The organism is Selenomonas sp. AE3005, assembly GCF_000686945.1.
Lineage (GTDB): Bacteria > Bacillota > Negativicutes > Selenomonadales > Selenomonadaceae > Selenomonas_A.
In genome coordinates this window covers 116,167-136,581 of the sequence record NZ_JMME01000012.1, presented here as the reverse complement: position 1 = coordinate 136,581, position 20,415 = coordinate 116,167, and the positions used below count along the sequence as shown (strand labels likewise).

Annotated in this window: 37 protein-coding genes; all 37 read right to left on the bottom strand. The window is 49.8% G+C overall.

Annotated elements, in window-relative coordinates:
• The coding region (gene rplQ / locus DL94_RS0108330) for a 50S ribosomal protein L17 (protein ID WP_014423862.1) at nt 1–335 on the bottom strand (335 nt) is incomplete at its 3' end.
• 14 nt (nt 336–349) lie between these two features.
• Nucleotides 350–1,309: a DNA-directed RNA polymerase subunit alpha gene (locus DL94_RS0108325; protein ID WP_028129756.1), complete on the bottom strand. Its 960-nt coding sequence runs from the start codon at nt 1,307–1,309 to the stop codon at nt 350–352.
• A 58-nt stretch (nt 1,310–1,367) separates the two neighbouring features.
• Entirely contained in the window at nt 1,368–1,961 is a 594-nt protein-coding gene (gene rpsD, locus DL94_RS0108320) for a 30S ribosomal protein S4 (RefSeq protein WP_028129755.1), read from the bottom strand.
• A 20-nt stretch (nt 1,962–1,981) separates the two neighbouring features.
• The gene (gene rpsK, locus DL94_RS0108315) at nt 1,982–2,374 is read right to left on the bottom strand and encodes a 30S ribosomal protein S11 (RefSeq protein WP_014423859.1); all 393 of its coding nucleotides are present in this window, start codon (nt 2,372–2,374) and stop codon (nt 1,982–1,984) included.
• Between the two features lie 14 nt (nt 2,375–2,388).
• Nucleotides 2,389–2,757 (bottom strand): 30S ribosomal protein S13, encoded by a 369-nt coding sequence (rpsM, locus tag DL94_RS0108310; RefSeq protein ID WP_014423858.1) that lies wholly within the window; start codon nt 2,755–2,757, stop codon nt 2,389–2,391.
• Nucleotides 2,758–2,783: 26 nt separating this feature from the next.
• Entirely contained in the window at nt 2,784–2,897 is a 114-nt protein-coding gene (gene rpmJ / locus DL94_RS0108305; protein WP_014423857.1) for a 50S ribosomal protein L36, read from the bottom strand.
• Between the two features lie 128 nt (nt 2,898–3,025).
• Nucleotides 3,026–3,244, bottom strand: coding sequence for a translation initiation factor IF-1 (gene infA / locus DL94_RS0108300; RefSeq protein ID WP_009645081.1), 219 nt, complete (start codon nt 3,242–3,244; stop codon nt 3,026–3,028).
• Nucleotides 3,245–3,418: 174 nt separating this feature from the next.
• A complete protein-coding gene (locus tag DL94_RS0108295; RefSeq protein WP_028129754.1) occupies nt 3,419–4,063 on the bottom strand; it encodes an adenylate kinase in 645 nt (214 codons plus the stop codon).
• Between the two features lie 14 nt (nt 4,064–4,077).
• A complete protein-coding gene (gene secY / locus DL94_RS0108290) occupies nt 4,078–5,334 on the bottom strand; it encodes a preprotein translocase subunit SecY (protein WP_028129753.1) in 1,257 nt (418 codons plus the stop codon).
• A gap of 1 nt (nt 5,335) precedes the next feature.
• Nucleotides 5,336–5,785, bottom strand: coding sequence for a 50S ribosomal protein L15 (rplO, locus tag DL94_RS0108285; protein ID WP_028129752.1), 450 nt, complete (start codon nt 5,783–5,785; stop codon nt 5,336–5,338).
• A 23-nt stretch (nt 5,786–5,808) separates the two neighbouring features.
• Nucleotides 5,809–5,994: a 50S ribosomal protein L30 gene (rpmD, locus tag DL94_RS0108280; RefSeq protein ID WP_026760287.1), complete on the bottom strand. Its 186-nt coding sequence runs from the start codon at nt 5,992–5,994 to the stop codon at nt 5,809–5,811.
• A 13-nt stretch (nt 5,995–6,007) separates the two neighbouring features.
• Nucleotides 6,008–6,514 carry a 30S ribosomal protein S5 gene (gene rpsE / locus DL94_RS0108275; RefSeq protein ID WP_026767081.1) on the bottom strand — a complete coding sequence of 169 codons (507 nt, stop codon included), beginning with the start codon at nt 6,512–6,514 and terminating at the stop codon, nt 6,008–6,010.
• Nucleotides 6,515–6,540: 26 nt separating this feature from the next.
• Entirely contained in the window at nt 6,541–6,900 is a 360-nt protein-coding gene (gene rplR, locus DL94_RS0108270; RefSeq protein ID WP_028129751.1) for a 50S ribosomal protein L18, read from the bottom strand.
• Between the two features lie 30 nt (nt 6,901–6,930).
• Nucleotides 6,931–7,482 carry a 50S ribosomal protein L6 gene (rplF, locus tag DL94_RS0108265; RefSeq protein ID WP_028129750.1) on the bottom strand — a complete coding sequence of 184 codons (552 nt, stop codon included), beginning with the start codon at nt 7,480–7,482 and terminating at the stop codon, nt 6,931–6,933.
• Nucleotides 7,483–7,507: 25 nt separating this feature from the next.
• The gene (gene rpsH, locus DL94_RS0108260; RefSeq protein ID WP_014423849.1) at nt 7,508–7,906 is read right to left on the bottom strand and encodes a 30S ribosomal protein S8; all 399 of its coding nucleotides are present in this window, start codon (nt 7,904–7,906) and stop codon (nt 7,508–7,510) included.
• 34 nt (nt 7,907–7,940) lie between these two features.
• Nucleotides 7,941–8,126, bottom strand: a complete 186-nt coding sequence (locus DL94_RS0108255) for a type Z 30S ribosomal protein S14 (RefSeq protein WP_028129749.1) — start codon at nt 8,124–8,126, stop codon at nt 7,941–7,943.
• A 14-nt stretch (nt 8,127–8,140) separates the two neighbouring features.
• Entirely contained in the window at nt 8,141–8,680 is a 540-nt protein-coding gene (gene rplE / locus DL94_RS0108250; protein ID WP_028129748.1) for a 50S ribosomal protein L5, read from the bottom strand.
• Nucleotides 8,681–8,700: 20 nt separating this feature from the next.
• Nucleotides 8,701–9,018, bottom strand: coding sequence for a 50S ribosomal protein L24 (rplX, locus tag DL94_RS0108245; RefSeq protein ID WP_197020732.1), 318 nt, complete (start codon nt 9,016–9,018; stop codon nt 8,701–8,703).
• A gap of 33 nt (nt 9,019–9,051) precedes the next feature.
• The gene (gene rplN, locus DL94_RS0108240) at nt 9,052–9,420 is read right to left on the bottom strand and encodes a 50S ribosomal protein L14 (protein WP_026760282.1); all 369 of its coding nucleotides are present in this window, start codon (nt 9,418–9,420) and stop codon (nt 9,052–9,054) included.
• A gap of 30 nt (nt 9,421–9,450) precedes the next feature.
• Nucleotides 9,451–9,708: a 30S ribosomal protein S17 gene (gene rpsQ / locus DL94_RS0108235; RefSeq protein WP_014423844.1), complete on the bottom strand. Its 258-nt coding sequence runs from the start codon at nt 9,706–9,708 to the stop codon at nt 9,451–9,453.
• Between the two features lie 36 nt (nt 9,709–9,744).
• The gene (gene rpmC / locus DL94_RS0108230; protein ID WP_014423843.1) at nt 9,745–9,939 is read right to left on the bottom strand and encodes a 50S ribosomal protein L29; all 195 of its coding nucleotides are present in this window, start codon (nt 9,937–9,939) and stop codon (nt 9,745–9,747) included.
• On the bottom strand, nt 9,929–10,372 hold the full coding sequence (gene rplP, locus DL94_RS0108225; protein ID WP_014423842.1) for a 50S ribosomal protein L16: 444 nt from the start codon (nt 10,370–10,372) through the stop codon (nt 9,929–9,931). Before rplP ends, rpmC begins: the two co-directional genes overlap by 11 nt.
• Nucleotides 10,372–11,040, bottom strand: a complete 669-nt coding sequence (gene rpsC / locus DL94_RS0108220) for a 30S ribosomal protein S3 (protein WP_026760281.1) — start codon at nt 11,038–11,040, stop codon at nt 10,372–10,374. The genes rplP and rpsC overlap by 1 nt, the downstream gene beginning before the upstream one ends.
• Before the next feature lie 16 nt (nt 11,041–11,056).
• Entirely contained in the window at nt 11,057–11,392 is a 336-nt protein-coding gene (gene rplV, locus DL94_RS0108215; protein WP_014423840.1) for a 50S ribosomal protein L22, read from the bottom strand.
• 21 nt (nt 11,393–11,413) lie between these two features.
• Complete coding sequence (gene rpsS, locus DL94_RS0108210) at nt 11,414–11,695, bottom strand: 30S ribosomal protein S19 (protein ID WP_014423839.1); 282 nt, start codon at nt 11,693–11,695, stop codon at nt 11,414–11,416.
• Nucleotides 11,696–11,747: 52 nt separating this feature from the next.
• The gene (gene rplB, locus DL94_RS0108205; protein WP_028129746.1) at nt 11,748–12,575 is read right to left on the bottom strand and encodes a 50S ribosomal protein L2; all 828 of its coding nucleotides are present in this window, start codon (nt 12,573–12,575) and stop codon (nt 11,748–11,750) included.
• Nucleotides 12,576–12,598: 23 nt separating this feature from the next.
• Nucleotides 12,599–12,880: a 50S ribosomal protein L23 gene (gene rplW, locus DL94_RS0108200; RefSeq protein ID WP_026767086.1), complete on the bottom strand. Its 282-nt coding sequence runs from the start codon at nt 12,878–12,880 to the stop codon at nt 12,599–12,601.
• Nucleotides 12,880–13,503, bottom strand: a complete 624-nt coding sequence (gene rplD / locus DL94_RS0108195) for a 50S ribosomal protein L4 (RefSeq protein ID WP_028129745.1) — start codon at nt 13,501–13,503, stop codon at nt 12,880–12,882. The genes rplW and rplD overlap by 1 nt, the downstream gene beginning before the upstream one ends.
• 23 nt (nt 13,504–13,526) lie before the next feature.
• Nucleotides 13,527–14,171: a 50S ribosomal protein L3 gene (gene rplC, locus DL94_RS0108190; RefSeq protein ID WP_014423835.1), complete on the bottom strand. Its 645-nt coding sequence runs from the start codon at nt 14,169–14,171 to the stop codon at nt 13,527–13,529.
• 18 nt (nt 14,172–14,189) lie between these two features.
• Nucleotides 14,190–14,501: a 30S ribosomal protein S10 gene (rpsJ, locus tag DL94_RS0108185; protein ID WP_014423834.1), complete on the bottom strand. Its 312-nt coding sequence runs from the start codon at nt 14,499–14,501 to the stop codon at nt 14,190–14,192.
• A gap of 173 nt (nt 14,502–14,674) precedes the next feature.
• Nucleotides 14,675–15,862 carry an elongation factor Tu gene (tuf, locus tag DL94_RS0108180; protein WP_028129744.1) on the bottom strand — a complete coding sequence of 396 codons (1,188 nt, stop codon included), beginning with the start codon at nt 15,860–15,862 and terminating at the stop codon, nt 14,675–14,677.
• Nucleotides 15,863–15,879: 17 nt separating this feature from the next.
• Nucleotides 15,880–17,958 carry an elongation factor G gene (gene fusA / locus DL94_RS0108175; protein WP_028129743.1) on the bottom strand — a complete coding sequence of 693 codons (2,079 nt, stop codon included), beginning with the start codon at nt 17,956–17,958 and terminating at the stop codon, nt 15,880–15,882.
• A gap of 32 nt (nt 17,959–17,990) precedes the next feature.
• A complete protein-coding gene (gene rpsG, locus DL94_RS0108170; RefSeq protein WP_014423831.1) occupies nt 17,991–18,461 on the bottom strand; it encodes a 30S ribosomal protein S7 in 471 nt (156 codons plus the stop codon).
• Nucleotides 18,462–18,502: 41 nt separating this feature from the next.
• Nucleotides 18,503–18,880 carry a 30S ribosomal protein S12 gene (gene rpsL / locus DL94_RS0108165; protein ID WP_014423830.1) on the bottom strand — a complete coding sequence of 126 codons (378 nt, stop codon included), beginning with the start codon at nt 18,878–18,880 and terminating at the stop codon, nt 18,503–18,505.
• Nucleotides 18,881–18,960: 80 nt separating this feature from the next.
• The gene (locus DL94_RS0108160) at nt 18,961–19,212 is read right to left on the bottom strand and encodes a ribosomal L7Ae/L30e/S12e/Gadd45 family protein (RefSeq protein WP_028129742.1); all 252 of its coding nucleotides are present in this window, start codon (nt 19,210–19,212) and stop codon (nt 18,961–18,963) included.
• Between the two features lie 236 nt (nt 19,213–19,448).
• Complete coding sequence (locus DL94_RS0108155) at nt 19,449–20,009, bottom strand: tRNA 5-(aminomethyl)-2-thiouridylate-methyltransferase MnmM (RefSeq protein WP_028129741.1); 561 nt, start codon at nt 20,007–20,009, stop codon at nt 19,449–19,451.
• Between the two features lie 125 nt (nt 20,010–20,134).
• A complete protein-coding gene (locus tag DL94_RS0108150) occupies nt 20,135–20,404 on the bottom strand; it encodes a hypothetical protein (RefSeq protein WP_028129740.1) in 270 nt (89 codons plus the stop codon).
• Between the last annotated feature and the right edge of the window lie 11 nt (nt 20,405–20,415).

Genomic DNA, 20,415 nt, shown 5'->3' with positions numbered 1-20,415 from the left:
ACGAGCTCGATGATAACCATCGGAGCTGCGTCGCCGCGGCGTACGCCGAGTTTCAGGATACGGGTGTAGCCGCCCTGACGGTCTGCGTATTTTGCTGCGATTTCGTCGAACAGCTTTCTTACTACATCTTCATCAGCAAGGGATGCGATTGCCTTGCGGCGGGCACTCAGGTCACCGCGCTTTGCCAGCGTGATGAGCTGCTCTGCGAACTTGCGGAGCTCTTTTGCCTTTGCTTCCGTCGTTTCAATGCGTCCATATCTGAAGAAGGAAGTAAGAATGCTAGTGAACAGCGCCTTGCGGGCTGCGGAGTTACGTCCTAATTTTCTGTAGCTCATTTATCTCCCTCTTTTCAATCGTTGTTTACTCTCAGCGCTAAACCGAGTTCCTCGAGCTTTTTCTTGACTTCTTCAAGAGATTTGCGTCCGAGGTTGCGGACCTTCATCATGTCATCTTCCGTCTTTTCAGCCAGGTCAGCGACCGTGTTGATGTTAGCACGTTTCAGACAGTTGAAGGAACGTACCGAAAGGTCAAGGTCTTCAATGGTCATTTCCAGAACCTTCGAAGTATCATCCTCTACCTCTTCGGGGAAGGTTGCCTCCTCCTCTTCGATTTCTTCCGGCAGGCCGTCCATGCTCTGGAACAGTTTGAGGTGCATAACGAGGATACCGGCTGCTTTGCTGACAGCTTCTTCCGGACGCAGGGAACCATCGGTCCATACTTCAAGAATCAGCTTGTCATAGTCGGTTTCGTTACCTACACGCGTGTCCTGCACGGTGTAGTTTACACGCTGTACCGGGGAGAAAATCGAATCGATGGGAATAACCCCAATCGTGTCATCCGGCTTTTTATTACGTTCTGCCGGAATGTAGCCGCGGCCGCGGGCAACAGTCATCTCAATTTTGAGCTTGCCAGTTGCATCAACCGTAGCAATATGGAGGTCCGGATTGAGAATCTCAATGTCGGCATCACAGATGATGTCGGCAGCCGTAACTTCCTTTTCGCCTTCCACATCAATGCGGATAACCTTAGGCTCACTGCCCTGCATTTTGAGGCAGAGCTGCTTCAGGTTCAGAACGATATTGGTCACGTCATCCCGGACACCCGGAATCGTGGAGAACTCATGGAGCACGCCATCGATACGGATGGAGGTAATTGCAGAACCTTCCAGCGAGGACAACAGCATACGACGGAGGCTGTTGCCAAAGGTCGTGCCATAACCACGCTCGAGCGGTTCACAGATGAACTTACCATAACGGTTGTCTTCACTGATTTCCGCAATTTCAATTTTCGGTTTCTCGATGTCTATCATCTGGAATGAACCTCCTCAATAATCAATCGAACACTATGCACACAGGCACAAATATTCATTATTTGGAGTACAACTCGACGATAGCCTGTTCATTAACAGGAACATCGATTTCATCACGGTTCGGGAAACGGGTTACCGTACCAGTGAGGTTAGCCTGGTCAGCCTGGAGCCAAGCCGGAGCGGACAGAGCATTGCTGCTTTCCTTCAGTTCTTTGAAGAAAGCGTTGCTCTGGCTCTTTTCGCTAACTGCAATAACATCATTAGCGGAAACCAGTGCGGACGGAATGTCTACACGATGACCGTTAACCGTGAAATGACCGTGACGAACGAGCTGACGAGCCTGACGACGCGTATTAGCGAGGCCAAGACGATAAACAACGTTGTCCAGACGGCGCTCAAGAAGACCGAGGAGGTTTTCACCAGTTACACCCTGCATCTTCTTAGCTTTATCGTAGTATCCACGGAACTGCTTTTCCAGTACGCCGTAGATGAACTTTGCTTTCTGCTTTTCCTTCAGCTGCATGCCGTATTCGGAAACCTTACGGTTCGTGCGGCGCGGCTGACGTTTGGATTCTTTGGAACGACCGATAACAGCCGGTTCAATGCCGAGGGCACGGCATCTTTTCAGGGCTGGTACTCTATCAATTGCCATACTTTTACTTGCACCTCCTATTAAACTCTTCTACGCTTCGGCGGACGGCATCCGTTGTGCGGAATCGGAGTAACATCTTTAATCATGTTTACTTCGAGGCCAGTTGCCTGCAGGGAACGGATTGCGGCTTCACGGCCGGCACCAGGACCCTTAACGTATACTTCGACCTGCTTGAGGCCATGTTCCATAGCTGCCTTTGCAGCCGTTTCTGCTGCCATCTGTGCAGCGAACGGCGTGCTCTTACGGGAGCCACGGAAACCAAGGCCGCCTGCGCTGGCCCAGGAAAGTGCATTACCGCTCTTATCGGTAAGCGTTACAATCGTATTGTTAAACGTAGAACTGATATGGGCTACGCCATATTCGACGTTCTTACGAACTTTTTTCTTCGTGCGGACTGCTTTCTTAACTGCCACCAGTTAACCCTCCTTTATTTCTTCTTGCCTGCTACGGCCTTCTTCGGGCCTTTACGGGTACGGGCGTTGTTCTTGGTATTCTGTCCACGAACGGGCAGACCAAGACGGTGGCGACGACCACGGTAGCAGCCGATATCAACGAGTCTTTTGATGTTCATCTGACGTTCACGGCGAAGGTCACCTTCCACCAGAACGTTCTTATCGATGGCATCACGAAGTTTTACAACTTCATCCTCCGTGAGGTCACGCGTACGGGTATCCGGATTGATACCAGTCTCCTTCAGTAAGTCCTTCGAAGTCTTCAGACCAATACCGAAGATGTACGTCAATGCAATTTCAATTCTCTTGTCACGGGGTAAATCTACACCGGCAATACGTGCCATTAATAAAGCACCTCCTTATTTAATAATTAACCTTGTCTCTGTTTATGTTTCGGATTTTCGCAGATGACCATTACACGGCCTTTGCGCTTAATGACTTTGCATTTCTCACAAATCCGCTTTACTGACGGTTTTACCTTCATCTTTGTTTTGCCCCCTTTTCCTTATTGTCAGTCTCATTTTGCTAGTATATCATGTTTATTTCTCCCTGCCTAGTGGCAAAGTGAAAAAATATGAAAAAATTTTAAACCAAACAAAAGCGGAGATGACTTTACTTGAATCGGTAGGTTATACGGCCACGCGTTAAGTCATACGGCGTGAGTTCGATAGTGACTTTGTCTCCCGGAAGAATACGGATGAAATTCATACGAATCTTACCGGATACATGCGCCAGTACAACATGACCATTCTCCAGCTCAACCTGGAACATTGCATTTGGCAGTGCTTCCAGAACTTTGCCTTCTACTTCAATAACATCTTGTTTTGACATGCGTTTCTCCTCTTATAGAAATTGGTTGGGCCCAAGTCATCTAAGGAGTTCTAGTTATTCTTTCGAATGCCATGCCCAACAACAGGTTGTCATTTAATCATTGTAATGGGCGGCAGTTCCTGCCGCCCTTACAACAACTTCTATCGCTGCGTGAATTTCACCAACGGTTTTGACTCAGCCTTTCAGAACTGCAACGAGGTCTGAAGTAACTTTGTCAATCGCCTGTCTGCCATCCACTTCCGTATAGAGGCCAGCTTTTTGATAGTAATCAATCAGCGGGCGCGTGGAATCTTCATATACGGAAAGACGACTCTTCATCGTTTCTTCCGTATCATCAGCACGCTGGAAGAGCTCGCTGCCGCACTCATCGCAGGTTCCTTCCGTCTTGGACGGATTGAACTTCACATGGTACGTAGCACCACACTTCTTACAAATACGGCGTCCTACAGCACGCTCAATGAGGTCTGCTGCCGGAACATTGATGTTCAGAACACGCGTCAGACTAAGTCCCAGGTCTTCCATAATACCTTTGAGGGCATCTGCCTGCTCAACGGTACGGGGGAAACCATCCAGGATAAAGCCTTTCTTGCAATCATCTTTGGCAAGTCTTTCACGGACAATACCGATGGTAACTTCGTCAGGAACGAGCTTACCAGCGTCCATGCAGGCTTTCGCCTGCTTGCCCAGCTCAGTACCTTCCTTCACAGCTGCACGGAACATATCGCCCGTGGAAATGTGAGGAATACCAAACTCTTTTACAAGCTCAGCCGCCTGCGTGCCTTTACCGGCACCCGGGGGGCCCATCAACAGGATATGCATGTTTTTTGCCTCCTTTATTTCATGAACCCTTCGTAGTGGCGCATAACAATCATGGCTTCAATCTGTTTCATGGTCTGCAGGGCTACACCGACGACGATGAGCAGTGCTGTACCGCCGAAGTATACGCCCTCAATATGGGTGGCCGCAGCCACCATATTGGGCAGTACCGCGATGAAGGCCAGGAAAATCGAGCCAGCAAGCGTGATACGAGTCATGACATGATCTAAATAATCTGCCGTTGGCTGTCCCGGACGAATGCCCGGGATGAAACCACCGTATTTTTTCAGATTCTCTGCCATATCCGATATCTTTACAGTAACCGCAGTATAGAAGTAGGTAAAGAATATTATCATACCTACATATAATGTAGTCTGTAATGGTTTACCCCACTCCAAATAACTGGCAATTGTCTTTACCCAGGGAATGTCAATAAACTGGGCAATGGTTACCGGAAACATCAGCACGGATGACGCAAAGATTATTGGGATTACGCCCGCCTGATTAACTTTCAGGGGGATATGGCTGGAATGACCACCGAAACTGCCTCTGCCACCTACCCGTTTCGTGTAGGAAATGGGAATACGGCGGAAACCGTTTTCCACATGTACTACGAATACCACCATGGCTATCGCAATGAGGGCAAACATGAACACGGAGAAGTAGCTGATCGTACCAGCCTGGACGTAATGATAAATAGTTCCGATGTTTTTCGGCAGGGCTGCTACGATACCGGCAAAGATGATAAGGGATATACCGTTACCAACGCCGTTAGCCGTAATCTGCTCACCGAGCCACATAAGGAACACCGTTCCAGCCGTCAAGGTGATTGCAATAATCAGGATGTTGACTGGATTCGGATTTAAGATTGCTGCCTTCAGGCCAATGGACATGCCGATTGCCTGAAGGAAAGCCAATACTACCGTAAGGTAGCGGGTTACCTGGGTGGTCTTTTTATGTCCTTCCTGACCTTCCTTAGACCATTGCTCCAATGTCGGAATTACCACATTCAGCAGCTGAATGATAATCGCCGCGTTGATGTATGGTGTAATGGACATAGCGAAGATGGAGAACTTACTGAAAGCACCACCAGAAAACAGATCTAACAGACCAAAGAGGTTGCCGTTTGCGAACAACTGCTCAATCGCTGTCGGGTCAACCCCCGGAACGGGGATATGAGTCCCCATCCGGAAGATGGCAAACATAATCAAAGTGAAGGTTATTTTCTGCCTAAGCTCCGGAATTTTCCATACGTTGCCAAGGGCTGAAAGCACCTTACTTCACCTCAATCTTCTCGACCTGGCCACCTGCAGCCGTGATTTTCTCTTCAGCGGACTTCGTGAAACCGTTAGCGCGAACCGTCAGTTTCTTGGTGAGTTCGCCGTTGCCGAGAATACGGATGCCGTCCTGAACGTTCTTCAGGATACCTGCTTCAACGAGAACAACGGGATCAACCGTCGTGCCGTCCTCAAAGCGGTTCAGGGATTCAACATTCACTTCAGCGAAGGTCTTAGCCCAGATATTCTTGAAACCGCGCTTCGGGAGACGACGGTACAGAGGCATCTGGCCACCTTCGAAACCCGTGCGAACGCCGCCGCCGCTGCGGGAGTTCTGGCCCTTCATGCCCTTGCCGGAAGTCTTGCCGTTACCGGAACCGAGACCGCGACCTACACGGTTGCGAACCTTGCGGGAACCAGCTGCTGGCTGTAATTCATGTAATTTCATCTGCGTGCACCTCCTGTCTTATCTTATTCTGCGATTTTTTCTACGGTAATCAGATGCTCAACTTTGTGGAGCTGACCGCGGATAGCCGGGTTGTCCGGCAGTTCAACAACAGAGTTGATCTTGCGCAGGCCAAGAGAACGAACAGTCTTGCGCTGCGTTTCGGGACGGCCGATCAGGCTTCTTTTAAGAGTTACTTTAATTTTTGCCATTGTCGCGCCCTCCTTAACCTAAGATTTCCTGAACCGTCTTGCCACGGAGTTCAGCAACCGTTTCAGCACGCTTGAGGGCCTTGAGGCCTTCCATCGTAGCACGTACCATGTTGTTCGGGTTGGAAGACCCCAGGGACTTGGTCAGAATGTCATGGATGCCAGCGAGCTCAAGTACGGCACGAGCCGGGCCGCCAGCGATAACACCAGTACCTTTGGCAGCCGGTTTCAGCATAACTTTACCAGCGCCGAAGATGCCCAGCATCTCATGCGGAATCGTACGGCCATCGAAGAGAGCAACCTCGATGAGGTTCTTCTTTGCATCTTCAACGCCTTTGCGGATAGCTTCGGGAACTTCAGCAGCTTTGCCGAGACCTACGCCAACTTTGCCCTTCTTGTTGCCAACAACAACGAGAGCACTGAACGAGAAGCGGCGGCCGCCTTTAACGACTTTCGCAACTCGATTTATGTATACAACTTTCTCCTCGAACTCTGGAGTTTCGTTGTCCATATTTCTAGCCATTCATTTACCTCCTTCAGATTGATGATTTAGAACTTCAGACCTGCTTCACGGGCAGCTTCAGCAAGAGCAGCCACACGGCCATGATATACATAACCGCCACGGTCGAAAACAACTTCGCTGATACCCTTTTCGAGAGCACGCTTAGCAACTTCAGCACCAACAGCCTTAGCTGCTTCGATGTTGCCGCCGTAGTTTTCAAAACCCTTGTCCTGAGTGCTTGCGGAAACGAGGGTTACGCCCTTTTCATCATCAATGACCTGAGCATAAATGTTTGCCAGGCTGCGATATACGTTGAGGCGCGGACGAGCTGCCGTACCTGCAATATGGTTGCGGACACGCAGATGACGTTTCTGACGTGCCTTATTTTTATCTGCTTTAACCAGCACAGAGATTCACTCCTTTCTCGAATCAGTACCTTATTTCTTGCCCTTAGCGCCAGCTTTACCCTCTTTACGACGGATATGTTCGCCAGCGTACTTGATGCCCTTGCCTTTGTACGGTTCGGGTTCACGGAAGCTGCGGATTTCAGCGGCAATCTGGCCAACAACTTCTTTGTCGATACCAGAAACCGTGATAGCGTTCGCAGACGGGCATTCGAATTTGATGCCCTGCGGCGGCTCAACAACAACCGGATGGGAGAAACCAAGGGACAGGTTCAGCGCATTGCCCTTCAGCTGAGCACGGTAGCCGACACCATTGATTTCGAGATTCTTGGAGAAACCTTCCGTAACACCAACAACCATGTTGTTGATGAGCGTACGGGAAAGACCATGGAGAGATCTGTGGGTCTTATCGTCGGAAGGACGTTCTACCTTGAGAACATTGCCTTCGACGGTTATTTTCATTTCCGAGCTAATCTGGCGGGAAAGTTCACCTTTCGGGCCTTTAACTTTGACCAAATTGTCATCACCGACAGTAACGGTTACGTTAGCCGGGATTTCAATCGGTGCATTACCAATTCTTGACATCTGTACACCTCCTGACTACTTTTCGTTACCAAACGTATGCTACAACTTCGCCGCCAAGACCAGCTTTACGAGCCTGTTTGTCGCTCATGATGCCCTTGGAAGTGGAGATGATTGCAATACCCAGACCACCGAGAACGCGGGGCAGTTCGCTCTTCTTTGCGTACTGGCGGAGACCAGGCTTGGAAATACGTTTGATACCGGAAATAACCTTCTCACGGTTCGGGCCGTACTTGAGGGAAACAGAGATCATGCCCTGCTTGCCATCCTCAGTGAAGGTGTAGTCCTTGATGAAACCCTCTTCCTTCAAAACTTCAGCGATAGCAGTTTTGATTTTGGAACCCGGGATTTCAACACTTTCGTGGTATACATTGTTTGCATTGCGCAAACGCGTCAGCATATCTGCAATAGGATCAGTCATTGCCATTGAATCGATATCCTCCTTTTAAATCAAATAAATCTTACCAGCTGGCTTTCGTTACGCCAGGGATAGCGCCCTTGTAGCTCTGCTCACGGAAGCAGATACGGCACATATCGAACTTACGCATATAACCATGCGGACGGCCGCAAATCTTGCAGCGGTTGTAGCTGCGAGTGGAGAACTTAGGTTCTTTGCTCCACTTTTCAACCATAGCTTTCTTAGCCAAGTTTCCTTACCTCCTTATGCTTTGAACGGCATACCCATGAGTTTCAGGAGCTCTCTGGCTTCTTCATCCGTCTGTGCCGTCGTAACGATAACAATGTTCATGCCACGGAGCTTGTCGATTTTGTCGTATTCAATCTCCGGGAAGATGAGCTGTTCTTTCAGGCCGATAGCGTAGTTGCCGCGACCATCGAAAGCTTTGTCGCTTACACCGCGGAAGTCACGTACGCGGGGCAGAGCCACGTTCATGAACTTATCGAGGAACTGGTACATGCGCTGACCGCGAAGGGTTACTTTGCAGCCGATGGGCATGCCTTCACGCAGTTTCCAGGCAGCGAGGGATTTCTTTGCACGGGTCAGGAGCGGCTTCTGGCCGGAGATGATCGTCAGATCAGCTACAGCAGAGTCCAGAGCCTTGGGGTTGCCTACGGCTTCACCTACGCCCATGTTGATGATAATCTTTTCGATTTTCGGAAGCTGCATTACGTTCTTGTAACCGAACTTTTCGGTCAAAGCCTTGCATACTTCGTTCTGGTATTTTTCCTGTAATCTATCCACTTATGCTCCTCCTTTCCAAATTATTTCGTCTGGTCGATAACTTCGCCGCACTTCTTGCAGGCGCGAACCATCTTGCCATTGACTTCTTTATGTGCAACGCGGGTTGCTTTGGAGCATGCCGGGCAAACCAGCATAACCTTGCAAGCGTGCATGGGCATTTCCTTTACCAGGATACCGCCCTGGGGAGCCTTCTGGTTGGGTTTCGTGTGACGCTTAACTTTGTTAACGCCTTCCACAACAACCTTACCATGCTTCGGCATAGCAGTTACAACTTTGCCCTGCTTGCCCTTATCTTTACCGGACAGCACAACGACCGTGTCGCCCTTTTTAACGTTCATCTTAACGAATGCCAAAATCGCACCTCCTCACAATTAAAGTACTTCAGGAGCCAGGGAAACGATCTTCATGAAGTCTTTATCGCGAAGTTCTCTAGCTACCGGTCCGAAGATACGCGTACCTTTCGGAGTCTTGTCTTCTTTGATGATAACGGCGGCGTTTTCATCGAAACGGATATAGGAACCGTCTGCGCGGCGCAGGCCTTTTACGCTACGAACGACAACTGCCTTAACGACATCGCCCTTCTTAACCGTGCCACCCGGAGCAGCGGATTTAACTGCAGCTACGATTACATCACCAATGTTGGCGTACTTGCGGTAAGAACCACCGAGCACACGGATGCACATGATTTCTTTTGCACCAGTGTTGTCGCCAACCTGCAGGATTGTTTGCTGTTGGATCATTATTGGACCTCCTTCTTCGTTAGTTTACGCTTATTTAGCGCGTTCGATTACTTCCACAACTCTCCAACGCTTCGTCTTGGACAGCGGACGGGTTTCCATCAGGGAAACCTTATCGCCAACGTGAGCATCGTTCTTTTCATCGTGGGCATGGAACTTAACCGTTCTCTTAACCGGCTTCTTGTAGAGCTTGTGCTGTTCGAGCTCTTCTACTGCTACAACAACCGTTTTATCCATTTTGTCGGAAATAACCTTGCCGACTTTAATCTTACGTACGTTTCTTTCGCTCATTAGGGAGCCTCCTTCCTTCTGCATATCAGTGTGCGATTAGGCCTTCAGTTCGGCTTCGCGCTGGATCGTCTTAATACGGGCGATCGTCTTCTTTACTTCTTTGATACGCATCGGGTTCTCGAGCTGGCCAGTAGCGAGCTGGAAACGGAGGTTGAACAGTTCCTCTTTGAGCGAAGTAAGTTTCTGGTTAAGCTCGTCAGCGCTCATCTCACGGATTTCATTAACCTTCATTTACTTCACCGCCCTCTGCTTTTACATCTTCTTTAACAACGAACTTCGTCTTAATCGGCAGCTTGTGGCCAGCAAGACGCATAGCTTCCTGAGCAACTTCACGGGATACGCCGTCCATTTCGAACAGAACGCGGCCCGGCTTAACTACTGCTACCCAGTACTCAGGCGAACCCTTACCGGAACCCATGCGGGTTTCCGCAGGTTTTGCCGTTACCGGCTTATCCGGGAAAATTTTAATCCAAACCTGACCGCCACGTTTGATGTAACGGGTCATAGCGATACGAGCAGCCTCGATCTGACGGTTGGTGATCCAAGCAGGTTCCAGAGCAACCAGACCATATTCACCATGGCTTACGGTGTTGCCGCGATGAGCCTTGCCCTTCATACGGCCACGGAACTGCTTACGGTATTTAACTCTCTTTGGTAATAACATTAAGCTTCGCTCCCTTCAGCTACAGCCTGACGCTGCTTTCTTTCCGGAAGAACTTCACCCTTGAAGATCCATACTTTTACGCCGATACGGCCATAAGTCGTATGTGCTTCTGCCGTACCGTAGTCGATATCAGCGCGAAGCGTGTGCAGAGGAATGCTGCCTTCACGATAAGCTTCCTTACGAGCAATTTCGGCACCGCCAAGACGGCCGCTCAGAGCAACCTTGATACCCTTGGCGCCAAGACGCATCGTACGGCCAACAGCCTGCTTCATAGCACGGCGGAAAGCAATACGGCGTTCGAGCTGCTGAGCAATGTTTTCAGCAACGAGAGTTGCATCCATATCCGGCTGCTTGATTTCAGCGATATTGATGTCAACCTTCTTTTCCGTGTACTTCTTCAGACCTTCTTTGATCTGTTCGATACCGGAACCACCGCGACCGATTACCATACCCGGTTTAGCCGTGTGAATCGTGATTTTGAGGCGGTTCTTGCTACGCTCCGTCTCAACACGAGAAACACCAGCTGCCTGAAGGCTCTGCTTCAGATAATCGCGGATTTTAATATCTTCATGCAGGTTATCTGCAAAATCTTTATCTGCATACCACTTAGCATCCCAAGTCTTGACAATGCCAAGACGAATACCATGCGGATTTACTTTCTGACCCAATCCGTTTCCCTCCTTCTTAGTTCTTCTCGTCTACGACGATGGTTACATGGGACGTGCGCTTCAAAATCTTGAAGGCCTGCCCACGGGAACGCGGATGGATGCGTTTCATCGTTGGGCCGTCATCAGCGAAAGCCGTCTTGATGACGAGCTTGTCAACGTCCATATCATAATTGTTCTCAGCGTTTGCTACAGCAGAACGCAGAACTTTTTCTACTACTACAGCGCCAGCTTTCGGCGTGAATTTCAGAATCGCAAAGGCCTCTGCAACGTTCTTGCCACGGATGAGATCCAGGACAACACGAACTTTGCGCGGAGTGATGCGAACGAACTTAGCTACTGCTTTAGATTCCACAAGGATTCTCCTTTCGCAAAATTACTTGAGTCCGGTCTTGCGCTCTTCACCAGCATGACCTTTGAAGGTACGGGTGGGAGCGAACTCACCGAGTTTATGACCAACCATGTCTTCCGTTACATAAACGGGAACATGCTTGCGGCCATCATGAACAGCAATCGTATGACCTACGAAGTCCGGGAAAATCGTGGAGCTTCTAGACCAGGTCTTTACTACTTTTTTATCGTTAGCTTCGTTGAGAGCCGTGATTTTCTTCATGAGGCTTTCTGCAACGAAAGGTCCCTTTTTAATAGATCTTGACAAAGTGTCTCCTCCTTCCGTCAGGCGGCGTTATGCTGCCTGCCTAATTCTATACTTATTTCGTACGGCCTCTGACGATGAGACGATCCGAAGCTTTCTTGCGACGAGTCTTGGCACCCATAGCGCATTTGCCCCACTTGGTAACAGGGTTCTTGCGGCCAACAGGGCTGCGGCCTTCACCACCACCATGCGGATGGTCGTTCGGGTTCATAGCAGTACCGCGGTTCTCCGGACGAACGCCCAGCCAACGGTTACGGCCAGCCTTACCAATCGTAATGTTTTCATGCTCCAGGTTACCAACTTCGCCGATGGTAGCACGGCAGTTGATATGCACCTTGCGAAGTTCGCCAGACGGCATGCGGAGGAGTGCGTAATCGCCTTCCTTAGCCATGAGCTGTGCGGACGTACCAGCACTGCGAACGAGCTGTGCGCCCTTGCCGATTTTCAGCTCAACGTTGTGGATAGTCGTACCAACGGGGATGTTCTTCAGCGGAAGAGCGTTACCCACCTTGATATCGGAATCCGGACCGGAAACAACCTTGTCACCAACTTTGAGACCATTCGGTGCCAGGATGTAGCGCTTTTCACCATCAACGTAATTGAGGAGAGCGATACGAGCGCTGCGGTTCGGGTCATATTCGATGGTAGCCACGCGAGCGGGGATGCCATCCTTATTGCGCTTGAAGTCGATTACACGATACAGACGCTTGTGACCGCCGCCCTGATGGCGAACAGTCAGCTTGCCCTGCTGGTTACGGCCGCCTTTTTTCACCAGGCGCTCAGTCAGGGATTTTTCAGGTTTATCAGCCGTGATTTCGTCGAAAGAAGCGACGGTCATGAAACGGCGACCTGCAGAGTAAGGTTTAAAACTCTTTACTGCCACTTAATTTTCCTCCTTGCAAGGGTTTACGCTTCGAAAAGCTCAATGCTGTTGCCAGCGGCGAGTTTAACGATAGCTTTCTTATAATCAGCGCGCTTGCCAACGTTGCGGCCCATGCGCTTCGTTTTGCCAAGTACGTTAACCGTATTGACCTTTTCAACTTTTACATTGAAGATTTCAGCAACTGCTTTAGCAATTTCAATCTTGTTAGCTGCTTTTGCAACAACGAAGACGTATTTGCCTTCAGCCATGAGCTGAGTCGTTCTTTCCGTAATCAGCGGACGGATCAGGATATCACGTGCTTCCATTATGCAAATACCTCCTCGATACGGGTTACGGCATCCTTCGTGATGAAGAGCTTGTCGTGGTTCATGATGTCATGAACATTGAGGCCCATCGTGTTGATTGCCTTCACACCCGGAATGTTGCGTGCGGATTTCTCCACATTGAGAGCTTCATCAGCAGTGATGAGAAGAGCTTTCTTCTCTACTGCGAAATCGCTCATCATCTTAACGACCTGCTTGGTTTTCGGAGCATCGAAATCGAGGCTGTCGAGAACTACCAGTTCGCCGTTCTTTACTTTATCGGAAAGTGCGCACTTGATAGCGAGACGGCGCTGCTTGCGGGGCATGCTGAAAGCATACTTGCGCGGATGCGGACCAAATACCGTACCGCCGCCTACCCACAGTGGGCTGCGCGTGGAACCAGCACGAGCACGACCGGTGCCCTTCTGCTTCCAAGGCTTACGACCGCCACCGCGGACGAAGCTTCTCGTCTTTGTTGCATGCGTACCAAGACGCTGTGCTGCAAGCTGCATTACAACGGCCTGATGGAGAAGACCTGCGTTCATCTCTACGCCGAAGATGCTGTCATTCAATTCGATATCGCCAACCTGCTTGTTGGTGATGTCATAAACTGCTACTGTAGCCATAATTTAGGTTTTCCTCCTTCCAATTAGTTTTTGCCCGGTTTAACGGTGTTCTTAATCACAACGAAGCTCTTCTTCGGGCCCGGAATAGCGCCCTTGATGAGGATCAGGTTGCGGTCTGCATCTACACGGACAACCGTGAGGCGCTGAACCGTAACGCGTTCGCCACCCATGCGGCCAGGCAGTTTCTTGCCTTTCAGCACGCGTCCACCAGGACCGGAAATCATCGCACCAGTGGAACCCGGCTCACGATGAGATTTGGAACCATGTCCCATAGGACCACGAGCAAAGTTGTGACGTTTGATACCGCCGGCAAAACCTTTACCCTTGGAAGTACCAGTAACATCGACTAACTCACCTTCGCTAAATATGTCAACGCCGATGGAATCACCGACTTTGTATTCAGAAGGATCCTGAAGACGCATTTCGCGGATAAACTTAACCGGCTTAACACCGGCCTTGTCGAAATGGCCCTTCATTGGTTTGTTTACTTTATGTTCTTTAACTTCACCGAAGCCAAGCTGAACAGCATTGTAACCGTCATTTTCAACCGTCTTGTTCTGGATAACGATATTGTTGCCAGATTCTACAACAGTAACGGGAACAACCTTGCCCTCTTCCGTGAAGATCTGGGTCATGCCCAGTTTTCTACCTAAGATTGCTTTAGACATTCATTCCACCTCCTCGGATTATAATTTGATTTCGATGTCTACACCAGCCGGAAGGTCGAGACGCATCAGCGCATCTACCGTCTTGTTAGTCGGCTGCAGGATGTCGATAAGACGCTTATGAGTTCTCATTTCGAACTGCTCGCGGGAATCCTTATTGACATGCGGGGAACGCAAAATCGTGTAGATATTCTTCTCCGTCGGGAGTGGAATCGGACCGGAAACCATAGCACCAGTCTTCTTTGCAGTATCCACAATCTTTACTGCGCTCTGATCGAGGGCTTTGTGATCATAAGCCTTCAAACGGATTCTAATCTTTTGGTTCTTAGACAATTTGTTTTCCTCCTTATCGTCCGGACTCTTGGCCCAAACATTTCTCCGTAACAGTTCCCTCGGACGCTGCCGAGCCATCTGCCACGTCATCGCGTTGGGGGGTACCATATTATTTTAACCCTTAAATAAGAGCGGCGCGGGCGCCGCTCTTATCATGGGTTAATTAACTGAAATTAGGCTTCAACATCCGTTACGCGGCCTGCACCAACAGTGTGGCCACCTTCACGGATAGCGAAACGCAGACCTTTTTCGATAGCGATCGGAGTGATGAGTTCAACATCCATCTCGATGTTATCGCCAGGCATAACCATTTCCGTGCCAGCCGGCAGGGTAACTACGCCCGTAACGTCAGTCGTACGGAAGTAGAACTGGGGACGATAGTTCGTGAAGAACGGAGTATGACGGCCGCCTTCTTCCTTAGTCAGAACGTAAACCTGACCTTTGAACTTCGTGTGCGGGTTGATGGAACCCGGCTTAGCCAGAACCTGACCGCGTTCGATTTCCTTACGGTCGATACCACGGAGCAGAGCACCGATGTTATCACCAGCAACAGCGCTGTCGAGCATCTTGCGGAACATTTCGATACCAGTTACAACCGTGGATTTCGGTTCATCCTGGAGACCAACGATTTCAACAGTGTCGTTCAGCTTGAGTTCGCCACGTTCTACACGGCCAGTAGCAACAGTACCACGACCAGTGATGGTGAACACGTCTTCGACCGGCATCAGGAACGGCTTATCCGTGTCACGAGTCGGAGTCGGGATGTATTCATCAACAGCATCCATCAGCTCATAGATCTTAGCCTTCATGTCAGCATCATCTTCCAGAGCCTTCAGAGCGGAACCAGCAATAACAGGGATGTCATCGCCAGGGAATTCGTAGCTGGAGAGCAGCTCGCGAACTTCCATTTCAACCAGTTCGAGCAGTTCAGGGTCATCAACCTGGTCAACCTTGTTCAGGAAAACAACGATTGCAGGAACGCCTACCTGACGAGCGAGCAGGATGTGCTCACGAGTCTGCGGCATAGGACCATCAGCTGCGGAAACAACCAGGATAGCACCATCCATCTGAGCAGCGCCAGTGATCATGTTCTTTACATAGTCAGCATGGCCCGGGCAGTCAACGTGTGCATAGTGACGTTTTTCAGTCTCATACTCAACGTGTGCCGTGTTGATGGTGATACCGCGTTCACGCTCTTCCGGAGCCTTATCGATATCAGCGTAATCTTCGAATTTAGCCATACCCTTTTCGGACAGGCACTTCGTGATTGCAGCCGTCAGCGTCGTCTTGCCATGGTCAACGTGACCAATGGTGCCGATGTTTACATGCGGTTTAGTTCTCTCAAACTTTTCTTTAGCCATTTGTGTTTTTTCCTCCCTTATTCGCCTTTGTTTTTAGCAATAACCTTTTCGGCTATATTCTTAGGAACTTCGTCATAGAAAGCAACTTCCATGCTGTAGTTCCCTCGGCCCTGAGTTTTGGAACGGAGATCCGTGGAGTAACCGAACATTTCGGAAAGGGGCACGAACCCGTTGATTACCTGAGCACCGTTGCGTGCTTCCATACCATCGATACGGCCGCGACGGGAGTTCAGGTCGCCGATGACATCGCCCATGTATTCTTCAGGAACGACGACTTCGACCTTAACATACGGTTCAAGCAGAACCGGATTTGCCTTCTCTGCACCGCTCTTGAATGCCATGGAACCGGCAACCTTGAACGCTGCTTCAGAGGAGTCAACTTCGTGGAACGAACCATCGTAAACGATAGCTTTGATGTCCACCATCGGATAACCGGCAACAACACCAGTTTCCATAGCCTGCTTTACGCCGGCTTCGATCGGGTTGATGAATTCCTTCGGAATTGCACCACCGACAACTTTATTTTCAAAGCTGAAGCCTTCACCCGGTTCCTGCGGAATGAGTTCAAGCCAGCAATGACCATACTGACCGTGACCACCGGACTGACGAACGAACTTACCTTCGGACTTAACAGTCTTGCGGATCGTTTCACGATAAGCAACCTGCGGTTCGCCAACCTTGCAGTCCACTTTGAATTCGCGGAGCATACGGTCAACGATAATCTGGAGGTGAAGCTCACCCATACCGGAGATGATGCACTGGCCAGTTTCCTGGTCGGTACGTACACGGAAAGTCGGATCTTCTTCAGCCAGTTTCTGGAGAGCTACGCCCATCTTTTCCTGGTCGTTCTTCGTAGCCGGTTCAACAGCAACGGAGATAACGGGATCCGGGAATTCCATGGATTCGAGGATAATGGGATGTGCTTCATCGCACAGCGTGTCACCAGTCGTGGTATCTTTCAGACCAACTGCAGCAGCGATGTCACCGCTGTAAACCTTTTCGATTTCCTTACGGTTGTTAGCGTGCATCTGCAGGATACGGCCGATACGCTCTTTCTTGCCCTTCGTGGAGTTGAACACGTAGGAACCAGCATCGAGCACACCGGAGTAAACGCGGAAGAATGCCAGCTTACCAACATAGGGGTCGGTCATGATCTTGAAGGCCAGGGCCGAGAACGGCTCAGAGTCGCTGGACGGACGATGGTCTTCTTCACCGGAATCCGGGTTGATGCCCTTGATGGGCGGAATGTCAACCGGAGCCGGCATATAATCAACGATGGCATCGAGCAGGGGCTGAACGCCCTTGTTGCGATAGGAAGTACCGCAGGTTACCGGAACGAGTTTACACTCAACAGTGCCCTTACGGATTACTTTCTTGATATCTTCTTCAGAGATATCTTCGCCACCGAGGTATTTCTCCATGAATTCGTCATCGAGTTCGGAAAGAGCTTCGAGCAACTTTTCGCGGTACTCTTCAGCTTTTTCCTTCATGTCATCAGGAATTTCAACTTCGTCAGCAACTTTGCCGAGGTCGTCTTCATAAACGATGGCTTCGTTCTTAACGAGGTCGATGATGCCGGCGAACGTATCTTCAGCACCGATCGGCAGCTGAATAGCTACAGCGTTGGCCTGGAGACGTTCATGCATCATGTTGATAACATTGTAGAAATCTGCGCCCGTGATGTCCATCTTGTTGACATAAGCCATACGAGGAACATTGTACTTCTCAGCCTGACGCCATACGGTTTCAGTCTGAGGCTCAACGCCGCCGCGGGCAGTCAGAACTGCTACGGTACCATCGAGCACGCGCAGGGAACGTTCAACTTCTACCGTAAAGTCCACGTGACCCGGAGTATCAATGATGTTGATACGATGGTCTTTCCAATGACAGGTGGTAGCAGCAGACGTAATCGTAATGCCGCGTTCCTGCTCCTGAACCATCCAGTCCATGGTAGCAGCACCGTCGTGAACTTCACCGATCTTGTGATTTACACCGGTGTAGAAGAGGATACGCTCAGTAGTAGTCGTCTTACCGGCATCGATGTGAGCCATGATACCGATATTACGAGTTTTTTCAAGGGAATACTCTCTTGCCACTTTTAATATCGCTCCTTATATAATAGAAAAGATTACCAACGATAATGAGCGAATGCCTTATTGGCTTCGGCCATCTTATGCGTATCTTCCTTCTTCTTGATTGCTGCGCCGGTGTTGTTGGCAGCATCCATGAGTTCACCGGAGAGACGCTCGTCCATAGTCTTTTCGCCACGGAGACGTGCGTAATTCACGATCCAGCGAATACCGAGAGTCATGCGGCGGTCCGGACGAACTTCAACCGGAACCTGGTAGTTAGCACCACCGACGCGGCGAGCGCGAACTTCGAGAACCGGCATAACGTTCTTCAGAGCCGTCTCAAAAACTTCCAGAGGATCCTTGCCCGTTTTAGCACGGATCGTCTCAAATGCATCATATACGACGCGTTCAGCAACACTCTTCTTACCGGAGAGCATTACCTTGTTGATGAATTTCGTAACCGTCTTGCTGTGGTACACCGGATCCGGCAGTACATCACGCTTAGGTACGGCACCTTTTCTTGGCATTGTTTTACCTCCTTATCATAGTCTTCATTTGCGAAGCTGTATTATTTCTTCTTAGCGCGTTTCGCACCGTACTTCGAACGGCCCTGAGCACGATCCTGCACACCGGCAGTATCGAGAGAACCACGAATGATGTGGTAACGAACACCCGGCAGATCCTTAACACGACCGCCACGGATCAGAACAACACTATGCTCCTGAAGATTATGACCAATGCCCGGAATATATGCGGTAACTTCGATGCTATTCGTCAAACGAACACGAGCTACCTTACGCAGAGCCGAGTTCGGCTTTTTCGGCGTAGACGTGTAAACACGCGTGCAAACGCCACGTTTCTGCGGGCAATTCTTAAGTGCTGGTGCTTTGGACTTCTCCTGCATGCTCTTTCTGCTCTTACGAACTAACTGGTTAATAGTAGGCATACATGCACCTCCTTCCTTCATATTGAGAATTTATTATTTATTAAAACCGCAAGCAAGCTTGCGATTTTTAACAAATAGGCTTAACTTTGCTTGACTGCTGCGGCCGCTGCGGCACCAACCTCGATGCTGCAAGCCGTGCCAAGCTCTTTCATGGTCGCCACCCGGCTGATGGGAACCCCATGCTCACCACAGAGCATTTCTATCGGTTCTACCACCTTCGGCTCAGCGTCATCGGCAATGAAAACTGCCTCGACTGTGTCTTTTTTTACAGCCTTTGCAACCTGCTTGATACCAATGACCCGCTTGGCGTTTTTCAGTGTTTCCAGTGTCATTGTTTTCACTCCCCTGTATCACTAAAATCATGCGCTCGAATCAGGCACTTCTATATATTAGCACCCGTCAAAATCCATGTCAACACTTATTTTTCAAAGTTTTTCGTGTACACGTTGCCTGGCGTATCAAAAGCCAAAAAAAATTTAAAAATTCCCTATCAACGCTAAAAAATACGCATTAAAAATCGCCGCAACCGAACAGATTGCGACGATTTTCCCCATATATGGATATTTTTTTACAAAACTTTTTCTACAACATAAATGTATGGCGCTGTCTGCCGATGATTCAGCAGCCGGTAACAGCCAGCAGTAAATTCTTTTACCGGCAAGGCAGACAAAAACTCGTCCAGGGCGGCAGCCTCCAAAGCGCCTGCCGCATGGCCGGGATAGGCAGCAATAACACAAACACCATTGCGGCTCAGCTTAGTCAATACTTTCCGCACCGCAGTCAAAGTACTGGCCGTCTGCGTGGTGACATTATGCTCATCCCCTGGCAAATACCCCAGATTGAATACCGCCACATCTATGCTGCTGTGCACAATAGAATCAATATTTTCATGACTATCCAGAATATACTCTATCCTGCCGGCATAAGCAGCCGTCTTTTCCCTGGTATGCGCCAACGCCGCCGCCTGAATGTCAAAAGCATATATTTTGGCTGCAGCTGCCGTATGCTCAGCCAAAAACAAAGTATCATTGCCATTGCCGGCAGTTGCGTCCACCACCACTTTCGCCTGTTCCAGGACCGGCAAAATCGCCTGTTTTGCCAAATTCAAAACATTGCTGACCGTTTGCAAGTTTTACCTCCTGCCTCTCCCAACAAAATACCAAGGCACATAACTGTGCCCTGGCATTATCCATCATTCACTTAACACAGCCTCAGCCTCGCCAGCCACTGGCATCTCAGCGCCTAAATCCACAGTCAGCTCCGCAGACATATGGGGCATAGGCTTTTCCGCCTGCCTGCGGCTTGTTCCTGCACCTGCAGACTGTACCCGGCAGCAGAAATCTCCACTTCATCATGTCCACTATCAGCCGTTGAGCGTCCAGCCATATATGCCGCCGCAGCTTTTTTGTCTCCCGGCGGCACATTGATACCGTCCCGTCTGACTTTCTCCAGCAGCTTTTTGGCAGTGGGCTGTTTGGTGTAAAAATCCAGCTCTCCCCGGCTTAGATTCTGTAATATCCGCATAACCGCCCCTC